Here is a 13,713-nt window from a genome sequence, read left to right as displayed (position 1 = left end):
AACGAACATAAATTTGATTTCCCCAAAATACGTCAATATACTTACACAGAGAAAATCATTTAGGATTGATCTAGATATAGAAAATCATTTAGGATTGCTATATAGTCGGATTAAACCCATTCATAACATTCTCGCCTATATATTGAAAAAAAACACCAAATTCTTGCTGTTTCTGATTAAAATAATTAAAATACCAATTTAAAAAATCCGTATCAATTCGATTTATTAAATCAGCTTCCCACCGATTCAATTCATTGTTAGCATATTGTTTAGCACTTTGATTGGCACTGTTCACAGCTTTTTTGAAAGCTTCTTCTCTTCCACCAAAGGCGACTAAAGATTGAGTAACTTCTAGGGAGGGAGGAGATGTTAATTCGGCCCCTAAAGCCTGACTCATAACTAATCGCCCCAGTAACGGGATGAATACAATTAGAATTATAATCGACCAAATAATGATACTAACTATCTTAGAAAGTTTTACAATCCGCGATTTTGGAGTAGGTTCTTCAGTAAGCTGAAATTCACCAGATTCTTTAGCCTTCAACTCAATGGCAACTAATTCTTGATCGCCCAAGACATCAGTTAATTTTTGGTCTAGCTTTTTGCCAATCAACTGACGACCATAAGGTATTCCATTTGAATGACAAACAAGGGTATTCTTTTCGTCTAAAAACACCTGTCCTAAAATGTGCCCATCGGGATGCTCTTGGCGAATAATTGCTCCTTTTTTTAAATTAGGAGTTGCTGGGCGATCGCTCTGGAAATAACTTATAGCTTCCTCAAAGGTTATCTCCTCTAAAACTTCAGGTGTCCCCAGAATGCGTGGCAAACATTTATTAAATTCGCCAACGATGCGCTGCACATCCCCAGAAGTGAGTTTCTGATCTCCTTGAGAGGCGTCTTTGGCAAACCAGTTAAACCGTGTCATATTTCCTCCAGAGCATTTGATAACTTATAAACTTCTACTATATTCCTTATATCTCTCCTGATTCTAATTTAATATGAAAATGTATTTTTGGCTATTCATAAAAGTGTTATTTAGTGTACAATTATATTTTTTAAAGAAATTTTATTAAGAAAAAAAAGTGTTATTTAGTTTTCCAGGTGTTATAAAGTGTGATATAGTGTGATGGTCAAAACTAAACCCCCTTTTAGGTATGGACATCCAAGAGGTTTTACAATGGACTGACGAGCAAGTATTTGTGAAAACGGGAAAACATATTGATTCATTACAAAGCTCTATCTTAAAAGAAGTTTGGGAGGGGGAAAAATATCATAAAATAGCTAAAAAGTGCAATCGTAGTGAAGATCATATTAAACAAGTTTCTAGAAAATTATGGAAGATGCTTTCTGACATATTGGGAGAAGATATTAAACAATCTAATGTTCGCTCTATTTTAGAAAGCAAAGCATTATCTAATATTTACAACAATAATGGTGCACAGATTGTTGGTTACATTAATAGTCATATCAATATCTGTGGAGAAAAACTGCAAGATGCAGAAGAGGCTAAACAGCGATCGCCCTCACCCCCTGACTCTCCCCAAAATCAAGATCGATCGCCAATCATCAATTTAACAGACGCACCCGAATTAACTTACTTTTACGATCGCACCTCAGAACTCTCCACCCTCAAACAATGGATATTAGAAGCCCACACGCGCTTAATCACCATCTACGGATTAAGCGGAATTGGCAAAAGCGCAATCGCCCTCAAACTCATCGAAGAAATTCAAACCGAATTTGATTATATTATTTGGTTAAGCCTCACCAACACTCCCACACTTTCCACCCTCCAAACCGAACTCAAGCAATTTTTTGGGCGATCGCAACAACCCCCATTACCCACAATCATCGATTATTTCCGATCTTCTCGCTGTCTAGTCATTCTTGATGACGTACAGAATATTTTTAGTAGCGGTCAATTAGCAGGTCAATATTTAGCAGGCTATGAAGATTATGGCAAATTTTTTAAACAAATTGCCACATCCTCTCATCAGAGTTGTTTAATCCTCCTCAGTTGGGAAAAACCCAAAGAAATCGCGAATTTAGAAGCCGAAAACCTCTCCATGCGAAGCTTACACCTCAAAGGGTTAGGACAACAAGCTGCAGAAATTTTCCAACAAAAAGGATTAGTCGATGAGGAAAAATGGTCAGACTTGATCGCCCTTTATCAAGGTCATCCTTCCTGGCTAAATATCATTGCTGCAACTATTTGGGAGTTATTTGATGGTAGCGCTTCCCTGTTTTTATCCGATGTAAATGATTTATTCTTAGGTGACTTAGAACCCATCTTAGAATCTCACCTAGAGCGTTTATCAGGCTCAGAAAAAAAGGCGTTATACTGGTTAGGCACTCAAAACGAAACTGTAGATATTTCCCGAAAAGCTACTGATAGTGAATTATCCCAACCAGAATTTTGGCAAGCCATACAATCTTTAGCGCGACGCGGCTTAGTGGAAAAAGTGTTAGTAGGAACGCGATGGATGTTTCTTCTCAATCCCGTATTCAAAGCATACATTCAGTGCAAGTTAAATCTTATATAAGCTATGGGTAATTTCACCCGATCGCAACGCAATTAAACCACAGAATTACTCTTTTCTATTCTACAACGATCGCATAAAAGCATTCACCGCATCATATTGGTCTGCCATACGCGAATAGAACTCGATCGATCGCAAATCCAACTCCGGCAACAGTTCGCTCTTACTCACCAACTCATACCCCGTTGGACGCAAACAATAAACCGAAATTCCCCCATATTACCAAAACAAAACCTCCTGCACACCAACCCGACGATAGATTTCCAGCGTATCAATTCCACCACTCGTCACTGTCACAAGGAAGATGTTACCAAAGAACCGTGGATGGCGGAGAACAAAGAACCGCCGAAGATACCAGCAACTCCCAACCTAGCGACAGTTAAACTGATGAAGGTTATTAGCAAAGCTGATGAAAGGAGAGACAGGGGCGACAAAAGCCGATGTTGCTAGGTAGATCGACATGGCAACTGAATTATGCCCCCACCAACTCCAACCGATATCGGTACAAAGCGACCGGATGCCCCCTAGCCGCAAAATAATCCGGGTCTTGCGGCGACAAATAAATCGCTGTCACCTGATCCGCCTCAATTCTTTTACTCGCAGAATCGCCATTTTCCCCCTTTCCAACAACTTGATAAGCCGTTGTTGTCTCCACCTCGTTTAAATAAATATCAGACTCTCCCCGAAAAATCTGCTGAGAAATCTCTGTAGACACAAACTCGCGAGGATTCGGCGTCTCAGTTCCCCGACTGGTAACAATCGAAATTAGTTGGCGTTCCCCTTTCAAAACAGTAATTTGGCGGTTGGGATTGGTCGGATCGACTTTCACCGAAACTACCCCACGATCGCCTAAATAAGCCTTGGCAATATTCAAACCGTTAAAAGTGCGATCTGCTACAATCTTTTGATCCTTTTTAAATGTATAATTAGAAATTAACCCAAGATTTTTTTTAGGTTGAAATCGCACTTTAAATAATATCGGCTGCTGCAAATACTGGCGGTTGCTTTCAAACCCTGGCGTGACAATATTTGGCGCTAAAGGAGCGGCTAAATCTACCAAAGTGCTAGCAACATTCCAATTCCCCGCCATCCAGTCGGGATATACCAAATCTCCCTTAGCTACAGCGATAGGAGGCTTGCTTTCCCAATTGGGAAAACTTGATATGCGATCGCCCAACACCCCCCCTCTCGCAACGCCACCCCACAGCAGTACCGCCAAAGCCAGACAAAAACTCCAAATTCCCTTCATACCCAATTACATTCAAACAACTAACCTTCTGTCTCTCTTTCTCTTCTTTATCTCTTCTCTGCGCCCTCTGCAGTTCATTAATCCAAAAATTAGACAACAAATCAGTTAAACATCCTATTTTATAGAATTTTCATAAACAGGCAAGATGCCTGTTGCACAAAAATAAATGTTCTGCTTGTGGGCACTAGGGGTTGGCCATGAGCTGCCGCCCCCAATATGCAGTTCAAAGGTGGAAAAACCTATCTTTTAAAGAGCCTCAACAGGTACAGGTTCCCAAACATCCCCGTATTTTTCCTTCAATTCGTGCCAATTTTCCACCTGTCCTGGTTCGTATTCCCCCGGCTTTCCCCACTGCAAAAACGCACTCAAAGCAGCCTCATTCTGGTCGTCGAGAAAACGGATTGCATAAGTAGTGAAATTGCCTCTTTTTGCCTCACCTGTTTCAAACTTCACCTGTTTTATTTTGTCCATATTTAGGTGAAACTCAAATACTTCGGTGTGCATATTGGCATACTTTCCCTTCGGTAACTCCGCATAAAACAGCTTGTGAATTGAACCGCGCACTTCCAGCACAGCCGCGCTGCTAGTCACGATTAAACGCAGCGTTCCCAATTGTTCGCAAGCTTCCAAGAATTCTTTCAGGTTAGGCATAATTTAATTTGGGAATTGGGTATTGGGCATTGGGCATTGGGCATTGGGCATTGGGCATTGGGCATTGGGCATTGGGCATTGGGCATTAACCCGAAGAGCCTTGGGCATTGATTATTGGTAATTAAAAACAACAAAAAGTAACAACCAACAACTAATGACTAATGACTACTGACTACTGACTACTAACTACTGACTATGTTTCGTGCAGTTCGTAAGCAGCGACAATCCGCTGCACTAGAGGATGTCGCACCACATCCGCCTGAGAGAATTCGCAGAAAGCAATGCCCTCAACGTTGCGTAGAATGTTTTGGGCGACTGACAATCCCGACTGTTGGTTTGGCGGCAAATCTGTTTGAGTGATATCCCCCGTTACTACCATTCTCGATCGAAAGCCCAGACGAGTCAACACCATTTTCATCTGAGCCGGCGTCGTATTTTGAGCTTCGTCCAAAATTACGAAAGCATTGCTGAGAGTGCGCCCCCGCATATAAGCTAAAGGAGCTACTTCGATCAAGCCTCTTTCCATTAAATCGGCCATTTTTTCAGGGTCGATCATTTCTTGCAGGGCGTCGTAAAGCGGGCGCAAATATGGATCGACTTTTTGCTGCAAATCTCCCGGCAAAAACCCTAATTTTTCGCCAGCTTCCACGGCTGGCCTGGTTAAAATTAGCCGTTCGTACTGCTTGCTCAACAGCGCTTGTACGGCGAAAATAGCTGCTAGAAATGTTTTGCCAGTACCAGCGGGGCCAATGCAAAATGTCAGGTCGTGCGTGCGTACTGCTTGGACGTATTGCCGCTGCTTGAAGGTTTTGGCTCTAATTTCTTCCCCGCGGCGCGTTCTGGCGAGAACGTCTCGCTGCAAGTCTTGTAAATCGCCTTGGCGGTTGGTATCCAAAGCTTGGCGCGCCGTCTGGATTTCAACTCCAGTAATATTTTTGCCGGATTTCCAATAGTCGGAGAGCGATCGCACTAATTTATGACACAATTCTACTTGACTTTTTGTGCCAGAAATCAGCAGTTCTTGCCCTCGCATTACCAGGGTAGCACCGGTTTGCTTAGAGATCATTTTCAGGTTTTCTTCTTGATTACCGGCCAGCGACATTGCACTTTGAGTGCTCGGTAACTCTATTGTTAGTTTTTCATTCATGCCAACATAATCTCCTCCAAATAAGCAATTAAAAGTTAACAACTAAACATTCAACCAGTCACTATTTGCGAACAAAAAGACGCCCGTTACTAGGTTTTACCTAGTATCTAAGGCGTCTTTTAGATTTAGCTCCCAAATAAGTTTGGTGCTTGAGGTACAAATCAAATCTCCCTTCTATTAAGTCAGGCAATTTTAGATTTTAGATGTGAAATTTTAGATTTTAGATGAACCTGATGCCGCTGACATTTGAAATTTAAAATTTTACATTTGTTTCCGATCGCAAAACCGGCAATTTCAAACCAAACGGGGCTTGTAATACAAAGTCTACAACAGGCGATCTAAAATCTAAAATTCTTTCTTGGCTCTGCAGTTAGTTAATAACCGGGAGTATTTCTGCTCGTTCTAAACGTAGGTGTGTTAGTACGGCGAGGTTGTTCTCTCGGAGTTCTGCTAGCCAAGGGACTCGGCGACGGAGGTGGCGTCCGGGGTCGGAAGTCGCCTCGCGGCTCGCGCGAGCCACGATCCGGGCGGTCGCGATCCGGGCGGTCGCGCTCGCCCCTGGGCGGGCCAGATCCACGATCGCCCGCTTCACCATCGTATATATCTAAGTACAGGGACTGACCCGCCGTCTGCGCCACCGCTTCGAGCGTAGTTCTAATTGCCTGAATATTGCGTCCGCCCCTACCGTAAACCCGGCCTTTGTCCGGATCTTCAAAAGCAAGCCTAACCCAGACCCGCGATTGGCGCGGGTGCAGTTCGCAATCAACCCGCAAAGAGCCGGGGGTCTCTAAAAAAGGCCCAATTAAAAACTTAACCAGTCCAGCATAGTTGGGACTAGCTGACTGTTGCTGTGCTGGATTCAACGTTGGCTCCGGCTCCGACTTGTTCAAATACATGGGCTTTTCTCAGGATGTCACGCACGGTGTCAGTTGGCTGAGCGCCTTCTTGCAGGCGCTTGACAATCGCTGGAACATCCAGCCGGGTTTCGTTATTTCTGGGGTTGTAATAGCCGAGCTCTTCTAGGGGACGGCCGTCGCGGCGAGTAGAACTGTTCATCGCTACAATCCGGTAGCTGGTCTCGCGTTTTTTCCCGTATCTCTTCAATCGCAGTTTGATCATCTTCTTGCACAATAGTCTTGTTCCAATTCTAAGCTATTTTGTCAGTGCTCCTTCCCCGAACCCCAACTCAACCCCTATTTCTTAACCTCCGACCAAAATATCGCTACGATTTGCTGCCCCCAAGGCAGGTCTGGCGCCGTCAATGTGCGGTGTAATTGCTACTGGCAAAATCGATGCTGTTCCCCATTGCTGCACCAATTTTTGCAAAAATATATCTTGCTGCGCTCTCAAAGAGTCCCAATCGGTGCCGCGATTAATAATTGCAAACCAAACTAAACCCCGATCGCGCGTGGGTATCGCTCCAGCCAAAGCAATTACGGTGTCCAAAGTACCAGTTTTCACCACAGCCGATCGCGGAATGTGTCGGTTTTCCAAAGTTCCTTTATCGCGCCCGGACACCGGAAACAAGTCAGCAATCGTCAGCCCCGTCGTCTGAAGGTTGCGCCCGATCGCCTGCATCATCCCACAAGCCGCCCTCGGAGACATCTGATTTTCCACTCCCAATCCCGAACCGTTAACTAATTGAACTTCATCCTCCGGCACCCCCGCAGCCCAAGTCGCTTGCTGCTGCACTATCTTTGCCCCGCCCAAATCGTCGGCCAGCATCTGAGCCATTTCATTGTCGCTGTGGACGTTCATCTGCTTGAGAATTTCGGCTAAAGGCAGCGATCGGCGCTTCAGCAGCAAACGCCCCGAAGTCACAAATTTCTCAGCAATGACGCTGCCGGCCACCGTTACTTGCGGCTTTCTAGTTCCCGGAGCCATCTTAGAATACATGGCCACCACGTCCGCAGGCCAATTGCTACCCTCAAGAGCTTGCCGCAGTATCTCCCCTGCAGCCAAAGGATCGGACTCGTAATTCATGCGGAAATTGCCTGTCACCACCAAATTTCCCGCCACGCGCTCGATACCCATTTGATTGAGAGCATTGCCCACGGCGATCGCCTCCTCCCATACAAACAGCGGATCGCCCCCGCCGCTGACCACCAAATCTCCCTGCAACACCCCATTCCTAATCGGTCCGGTTCCCCGGAACCGCGTTTCAAACTGATAATCCGCGCCCCAAGTTTCCAGCGACGCCAGAGAAGTAGCAATCTTAGTCAGCGAAGCCCCAGGCATCAGCGTCTTGCCTTGCTGACTTACCAACGGCACCATTCCCGCTTGCACCCAAATTCCCTGATTCCCATCAATCAGGTTCTTGTCTTTCAAATCTTTTAAATATTCCCGCACCGTCGCTTCTGCTGGCAAGTCTGGATGTGCCGCATCTATTCCCCCAAAAGCCAAATCTTCAGCCACCACTAACCCGGGTATCCCTCCCCGCCAAGCCAGCACTGACGCAGCATTAGGCGCGACACTGCGTACCCCAGCCATGTCCAGCCACAGAGATATGATTCCTGAGCTAAATAAATCCAGCATTTTTTACTCCTAAAGTCAATCGATTTTAGATTTTAGATTTTAGATTTCAGATTGAAGAAAGCGCTCCCACTGATAAATCCGGGGGAAAGTGATAAGGATGGGGATCTTTTTTCTCGCTCCACGGATGAATCCGGGTTTACCGGACTAAAGTGCTTGCGGTCATGTAAACTATTGCATTGATTTTTTCAATTTGCAGTCAAAAATAGTAAAGTAGTGACAAAACAAGATCTATCAGAGTAGTCGGAAATAAGAATTGTCCGATCGCCGTAGCGAGCGGATTTTAGTTCTTTATTCAGACTTCTGGATTCACGCTCCTGACTTCCTGGTAGAATTTTTAGTGTTTCTCAAACATTGGTCAATGGGATCGACACGCGCAAGAATTGCAATAGACGCTATGGGTGGGGATCATGCCCCCGCCGAAGTTGTAGCTGGAGCGCTTAAGGCACAAGAAGAATTAGGCGTAGAGATTTTGCTAGTGGGCGACCCGCAGCAAATAGAAGACTCGCTCCGGCAACAAGACGCGATCGGCCGCGTCTCTACAGGTCAGCTAGAAATCGTTCCTTCTGAAGGAGCGGTGGAAATGCACGAAGAACCTTTGAGTGCCCTCAAACGCAAGCCCAACGCTTCGATTAACGTAGCGATGAACTTGGTAAAGCAGCAGCAAGCTGATGCTGTGGTGTCCGCCGGTCACTCCGGCGCGGCAATGGCTGCTGCCCTGCTCAGGTTGGGCCGGCTCCCCGGAATCGATCGCCCTGCGATCGGTGCGGTTTTGCCGACAATGGTACCGGGCAGCTCTGTACTCATTCTCGATGTCGGCGCTAATGTGGACTGCCGCCCCAAATTTTTGGAGCAGTTCGCTCTTATGGGAACTATTTACAGCCAGTGCGTGCTGGGCGTCGCCGAACCTAAAATCGGCCTGCTCAACATTGGCGAAGAACCTTCTAAAGGCAACGACGCAGCCGTGCGAACCCACCAGTTATTGGTGGACAACCCGAACATTCCTTTTGTGGGCAATGCCGAAGGCCGCGACGTGCTGTCGGGGAAGTTCGACGTGATTGTCTGCGACGGGTTTGTCGGCAACGTGTTGTTGAAGTTTGCCGAAGCGGTGGGCGAAGTCGTAGTCCAGGTGCTTAAGGAAGAGTTGGTCAAAGGACTCCAACATCAAATTAACGACCCTATGCTGCAAAAAAGCTTGCAAGGATTCAAGCAGCGGGTAGACCACGTTGAACACGGCGGCGGTTTGCTGTTGGGCGTTGCTGGAGTTTGCATTATCAGCCACGGTTCGTCTCAAGCTGCTTCAATTTTCAATGCCATTCGTTTGGCGAAGGAGGCTGTTGACAACCAAGTGCTGGAGCGAATTCGATCGTCCAATCAGCAAAGCGCTCTGGAACAAGAAGCTGTGAATTAGAGGCAGTAAGTAGGAATTAAAAATTAAAAATGTAAAATTAAAAATGTCAGCTTAAACCAACTGTTTTGCTTCACAAAAAAGTAATTTCAGCAGTTTAAAAAATAATTTTAATTGGTAGTTTTTAATTTTTAATTTCTAGATGGATCGCTCATAAATGGAGAGGAATGTTGCAGCAATCAGGGTTCGGCATTGCCGTCACGGGTAGCGGTTCTTGTACACCGCAGGTTTCGCTGGATAATAACGGTTTGAGTCAGATAGTAGAAACTTCTGACGAGTGGATTGGCGCGCGGACGGGCATTCGAGCGCGCAGGCTGGCGGACGATCGCACTTCTTTGTGCGATTTAGCGTCGGAGGCATCGCTTCAGGCGATCGCCATGGCAGGAATTTCGCCGACAGATATTGATTTGATTATTTTGGCGACTTCCAGTCCTGACGATTTGTTTGGCACTGCCAGTAAAATTCAATATCAGTTGGGCGCGACAAAAGCTGTGGCTTTTGATTTGACAGCAGCTTGTTCGGGCTTTATTTTTGGTTTAGTTACAGCCTCGCAGTTCATTCGGACAGGGGTTTATCAAAATGTTTTGCTAATCGGAGCAGATATTTTGTCTCGCTGGGTGAATTGGTCGGATCGGGGTACTTGCATTCTATTTGGAGATGGTGCAGGTGCGGTGGTATTGCAAGCTTCAGAAGTCGATCGCTTTTTGGGATTTGAAATTCGCAGCGACGGCACGCAAAATTCGTCTCTTAATTTGCCTTACAAAGCCGAGTCAAAAGAATTAATTGAGGGCGTCAGCGTCGCAGTTGGCGGATTTGAACCCATCACAATGAATGGTCAAGAAATCTATCGCTTTGCCGTGAGAAAAGTGCCGGAAGTCATAGAAAAAGCTATGTTTCGGGCAAATGTCAGCGCTGCTGAAATTGACTGGCTGTTGTTGCACCAAGCCAATCAGCGGATTCTCGATGCAGTTGCCCAAAGGCTAAAGATTCCCCCCGAAAAAGTAATCAGCAATTTGGCAAATTACGGCAATACCTCAGCGGCTTCAATTCCCCTTGCCTTAGACGAAGCCGTGCGTCTGGGTAAAGTTAAAGCGGGCGATACTATTGCTGCTGCGGGTTTCGGTGCAGGTTTGACTTGGGGGGCTGCGATTTTTCAATGGGGAAGGTAATACCATTTTCGATTTTCGATTTTCGATTTTCGATTGAGAATTACTGAGGAACTATGGGTTTGGAGCTGGTAAAGCAGTTTCATTCTTTTTGGGAGCTGGTATAATGTTTGGCGGCTTTAAACTTTGGCTAATGATTGTCGGGGGTGCGACCCTTGCAAAATACAAATCCTTGAACACGCCATACATAGGGCAAGGTTCGCAGCGGTGCACCACCCGGACAACAGTTATTGACAAGGGCGTGCTGAAATGGAAAATCCTCTATTCTTCGATCGACTTTCCCCGGCTTGAAGCTTGAAAATTGTGCTACGCCTATTAATCAGATTAAAGTAGCAAAAAAAAATAAACCTGGTAAAAATCGCAGTTAGATGTTATAATTATGAGTCGCGAGTAGATAGTTCGTTAACCGAAAGATAGCGGATACCAGCGAGCGAACTTAGAAGCGGGAAAGAAAGAATTTTTGCAATCACCAATTAGCAACCACCAATTAGCAGATTACCGGAAAAATGACTAAAACAGCATGGGTATTTCCCGGACAAGGTTCCCAGGCGATCGGGATGGGTGCAGACTTATTAAACTTGCCAACAGCCAAAGCCAAATTTGAGCTCGCTAAAGAAATTTTAGGCTGGTCTGTCCCGGAAGTTTGCCAAAAAGAAGAAGCAAAACTATCTCGGACTCTCTACACTCAGCCTTGCTTGTTCGTAGTAGAAAGTATTTTGGCCGACTTAGTGCGAGAAAAAAGCGATCGACCAGCGGTAGTTGCCGGTCACAGTTTAGGAGAATATGTTGCCCTATACGCAGCAGGCGTCTTTGATTTTGAAACCGGATTGCGTTTAGTCAAACGCCGCGCCGAACTCATGGAAACTGCGTCGGGCGGGCAAATGGTGGCTTTGATCGGGTTCGACAGGCAGGAACTAGAATTGCAAATTCAATACAGCCGAGACGTAGTGCTGGCAAACGACAACAGCGAAGCACAAGTCGTGATTTCTGGAACGCCTGCAGCAGTAGAAGATTTGCTTGCCAAAATCAAAGTCAAACGCGCCGTTAAATTGAATGTTTCCGGTGCGTTTCACTCTCCCCTGATGGCATCAGTGGCCGCAGAGTTTCAGCTAGCCTTAAAGTCTGCCAGGTTTTCCGATGCTAAAATGCTGGTGCTCTCGAACGCAGAACCCTCAGCCACTACCAGCGCCGCAACTTTAAAGCAGCGGTTGACTCAGCAGATGACCAAAGGCGTGCGGTGGCGAGAAATTTCCCTGCAATTGCCACAACAAGGAATTGATCGGGTAGTGGAAATTGGCCCCGGCAAAGTTCTCACAGGTTTGATCAAACGGACTTGTCCCGATTTAGCGCTGGTAAATGTTAGTAGTTTTGCAGATTTACCCGCTTAATATATTTTTAGCCTGTTATTAAACGGCAGGTTATAAAATTGAGAGTTAACAGGCCTGAAGATTGCCGAAAAATAAATAGCAAAACAGGCAAATCCGAATATTGCCTGTTTTGCAAATTGGGGATAGACGATCCAGACAGTTAAAAAATATTAATCCAAAATCTAGAAATCGATCGACCTGACGGGGCGATCGACAATTCCTGATGTAAACTAGGCGTAAAAACCAAGCTTATCTGGTACTTATATGAAAAAAGTCCTTTATTGGTTGATGGGCGACAAGGCAGGCAGAACCATCGTAGGTGCGTGGAACTGGATGTGGGGACTGCCCGTAGAATCCGGCGGCCCCGTGGCGGTGGCGGTAGCCGAAGAGTCACTGCGATCAATGCAAGAATCAGTGCAAAAGCTAGCAGCAGCAGTCTCTACCCAAGTTGCAGCCTACCAGCGCGCCAAAACCAAATATGAAGAAAAAGTTAGGGAAATGCAAACCCTAGAGCGCCAAGCCATCACAGCCCAGCGCAACGGTAACGAAGAAGCAGCCCGCTTGGCAATGGCGAAGGTAATTCAGATAGAACAAATTCTGCCGCAGTTAGAATCCCAAGTAAAACAAGCCGAACAATACGTCAACGCTTCCAAAGACAAGCTAAATCGAGAACGGATGAAGCTGGAAGCCTACAAAACCGATATGCAAAATATGAAAGATATGGCCGAGATTAACGAAGCCCTCGGAGCCATATCCAAAGTCAACAACGACCTCAGTATCGATTCAGCTCGATCGCAATTTGAGCAAGCCAAAAACGCCGTCCACAACCACCACCTCGAACAGCAAGCTTTAGCAGAAATATCTGAGAACCCCCAAGAAAGACTTCAGGCAGAATTAGAAAATATGACCTTAGACGATGAAGTTAATCGCAGGCTGCAAATGTTAGACGACTCCAACAACAAAGAACTTCCCAACTAAGGAGAATTTTATGGCTAAGAGCGGGCCTCCCCCCATAGTTTTTATTTTGTTATTTCTGTTGCTCGCCGGTGGCGGTTGGTTCTTTTTTCTCAACAAACCAGCCTCCCAGGATGCTAATAATACCCCGACTCCCACACCGGCAGGCAATGCTGTCGCACCTCCAGTCGCGCCAGTAGTCGGCGGCGCTTCGCCTGTTGCAGCTAGTTCCTTTGCGCTTCCAGTTTCCGTGCCTGCGGGTACGGCGGTGAGAATTGACGGTTCCACCAGCATGGTGACAATCAATCAGAACCTCAAGAACGGCTTTCAAGGCAAGTTTTCCGGCACGATAGTCGATACCAAAGCAAACGGTTCTGCAAAGGGAATTCAAGATTTGGTCGCAGGAACAGCCGATATTGCAGCGATATCGAGACCTTTGACGGCTCAAGAACAAGGTCAGGGTTTGGCAGCGGTGCCTGTTGCGCTAGATACGATCGCCCTTGTAGTCGGCATTAACAACCCCTTCAAAGGAGGTTTAACCTCGGCTCAAGTTCAAGATATTTTCAAAGGAAATACTCAAGACTGGTCGAAAGTCGGCGGCCCGGCGGGCCCGATTAAAGTAAGGGACTACCAAATAAAAAACTCGTCCAAAATCAAGCAGTACTGTAAACAATATCTATAAACCACTTACCGAGA

General features: G+C 45.9%; 13 protein-coding genes. 6 read left to right on the top strand and 7 right to left on the bottom strand.

All coding sequences use genetic code 11. The annotated features are described in order from the left end of the window. Positions 1-97: 97 nt before the first annotated feature. Positions 98-862, bottom strand: a complete 765-nt coding sequence (locus tag QUA83_RS28815) for a hypothetical protein (RefSeq protein WP_333297550.1) — start codon at positions 860-862, stop codon at positions 98-100. A 295-nt stretch (positions 863-1,157) separates the two neighbouring features. On the opposite strand from QUA83_RS28815, the gene QUA83_RS28810 reads away from it, so the two are divergent. After that, positions 1,158-2,546, top strand: a complete 1,389-nt coding sequence (locus tag QUA83_RS28810; RefSeq protein ID WP_333297548.1) for an ATP-binding protein — start codon at positions 1,158-1,160, stop codon at positions 2,544-2,546. A gap of 469 nt (positions 2,547-3,015) precedes the next feature. On the opposite strand, the gene QUA83_RS28805 is transcribed toward QUA83_RS28810, so the two are convergent. The 6 genes from QUA83_RS28805 to QUA83_RS28780 form a co-directional block, all read right to left on the bottom strand. Then, positions 3,016-3,792 (bottom strand): DUF6816 family protein, encoded by a 777-nt coding sequence (locus QUA83_RS28805; protein ID WP_333297546.1) that lies wholly within the window; start codon positions 3,790-3,792, stop codon positions 3,016-3,018. 246 nt (positions 3,793-4,038) lie between these two features. Continuing rightward, entirely contained in the window at positions 4,039-4,443 is a 405-nt protein-coding gene (locus QUA83_RS28800; protein ID WP_333297545.1) for a ChuX/HutX family heme-like substrate-binding protein, read from the bottom strand. A 193-nt stretch (positions 4,444-4,636) separates the two neighbouring features. Continuing rightward, a complete protein-coding gene (locus QUA83_RS28795; RefSeq protein ID WP_333157196.1) occupies positions 4,637-5,590 on the bottom strand; it encodes a PhoH family protein in 954 nt (317 codons plus the stop codon). Between the two features lie 374 nt (positions 5,591-5,964). Further along, a complete protein-coding gene (locus QUA83_RS28790; RefSeq protein ID WP_333297544.1) occupies positions 5,965-6,453 on the bottom strand; it encodes a KH domain-containing protein in 489 nt (162 codons plus the stop codon). Beyond that, on the bottom strand, positions 6,425-6,709 hold the full coding sequence (rpsP, locus tag QUA83_RS28785) for a 30S ribosomal protein S16 (RefSeq protein WP_006633724.1): 285 nt from the start codon (positions 6,707-6,709) through the stop codon (positions 6,425-6,427). The genes QUA83_RS28790 and rpsP overlap by 29 nt, the downstream gene beginning before the upstream one ends. 81 nt (positions 6,710-6,790) lie before the next feature. Further along, a complete protein-coding gene (locus tag QUA83_RS28780) occupies positions 6,791-8,125 on the bottom strand; it encodes a D-alanyl-D-alanine carboxypeptidase (RefSeq protein ID WP_333297543.1) in 1,335 nt (444 codons plus the stop codon). A gap of 358 nt (positions 8,126-8,483) precedes the next feature. Between QUA83_RS28780 and plsX the strand changes: the two genes are divergently transcribed. From plsX to QUA83_RS28755, 5 genes are all read left to right on the top strand, one after another. Further along, positions 8,484-9,533 (top strand): phosphate acyltransferase PlsX, encoded by a 1,050-nt coding sequence (gene plsX, locus QUA83_RS28775; RefSeq protein ID WP_333297552.1) that lies wholly within the window; start codon positions 8,484-8,486, stop codon positions 9,531-9,533. A gap of 164 nt (positions 9,534-9,697) precedes the next feature. Continuing rightward, positions 9,698-10,699 (top strand): beta-ketoacyl-ACP synthase III, encoded by a 1,002-nt coding sequence (locus QUA83_RS28770; RefSeq protein ID WP_333297541.1) that lies wholly within the window; start codon positions 9,698-9,700, stop codon positions 10,697-10,699. Positions 10,700-11,202: 503 nt separating this feature from the next. Next, positions 11,203-12,084 (top strand): ACP S-malonyltransferase, encoded by an 882-nt coding sequence (fabD, locus tag QUA83_RS28765; protein ID WP_333095961.1) that lies wholly within the window; start codon positions 11,203-11,205, stop codon positions 12,082-12,084. Between the two features lie 243 nt (positions 12,085-12,327). After that, positions 12,328-13,041: a PspA/IM30 family protein gene (locus tag QUA83_RS28760; protein ID WP_333297540.1), complete on the top strand. Its 714-nt coding sequence runs from the start codon at positions 12,328-12,330 to the stop codon at positions 13,039-13,041. Positions 13,042-13,051: 10 nt separating this feature from the next. Then, a complete protein-coding gene (locus tag QUA83_RS28755; protein ID WP_333297539.1) occupies positions 13,052-13,699 on the top strand; it encodes a substrate-binding domain-containing protein in 648 nt (215 codons plus the stop codon). Positions 13,700-13,713: the final 14 nt, after the last annotated feature.

The sequence above is a fragment of the Microcoleus sp. K1-B1 genome, assembly GCF_036704705.1.
Taxonomy (GTDB): Bacteria; Cyanobacteriota; Cyanobacteriia; order Cyanobacteriales; family Microcoleaceae; genus Microcoleus.
Note: the sequence above shows the minus strand (reverse complement) of the source record. Positions and strands in the feature narration are given on the sequence as shown.

What these genes read in the sequence shown, in the direction of transcription:
- QUA83_RS28810 (WP_333297548.1), top strand. Translation starts at nt 1,158, where the DNA reads ATGGACATCCAAGAGGTTTTACAATGGACTGACGAGCAAGTATTTGTG.
- QUA83_RS28805 (WP_333297546.1), bottom strand. Translation starts at nt 3,792, where the DNA reads ATGAAGGGAATTTGGAGTTTTTGTCTGGCTTTGGCGGTACTGCTGTGG.
- QUA83_RS28800 (WP_333297545.1), bottom strand. Translation starts at nt 4,443, where the DNA reads ATGCCTAACCTGAAAGAATTCTTGGAAGCTTGCGAACAATTGGGAACG.
- QUA83_RS28795 (WP_333157196.1), bottom strand. Translation starts at nt 5,590, where the DNA reads ATGAATGAAAAACTAACAATAGAGTTACCGAGCACTCAAAGTGCAATG.
- rpsP (WP_006633724.1), bottom strand. Translation starts at nt 6,709, where the DNA reads ATGATCAAACTGCGATTGAAGAGATACGGGAAAAAACGCGAGACCAGC.
- QUA83_RS28780 (WP_333297543.1), bottom strand. Translation starts at nt 8,125, where the DNA reads ATGCTGGATTTATTTAGCTCAGGAATCATATCTCTGTGGCTGGACATG.
- plsX (WP_333297552.1), top strand. Translation starts at nt 8,484, where the DNA reads ATGGGATCGACACGCGCAAGAATTGCAATAGACGCTATGGGTGGGGAT.
- QUA83_RS28770 (WP_333297541.1), top strand. Translation starts at nt 9,698, where the DNA reads ATGTTGCAGCAATCAGGGTTCGGCATTGCCGTCACGGGTAGCGGTTCT.
- fabD (WP_333095961.1), top strand. Translation starts at nt 11,203, where the DNA reads ATGACTAAAACAGCATGGGTATTTCCCGGACAAGGTTCCCAGGCGATC.
- QUA83_RS28760 (WP_333297540.1), top strand. Translation starts at nt 12,328, where the DNA reads ATGAAAAAAGTCCTTTATTGGTTGATGGGCGACAAGGCAGGCAGAACC.
- QUA83_RS28755 (WP_333297539.1), top strand. Translation starts at nt 13,052, where the DNA reads ATGGCTAAGAGCGGGCCTCCCCCCATAGTTTTTATTTTGTTATTTCTG.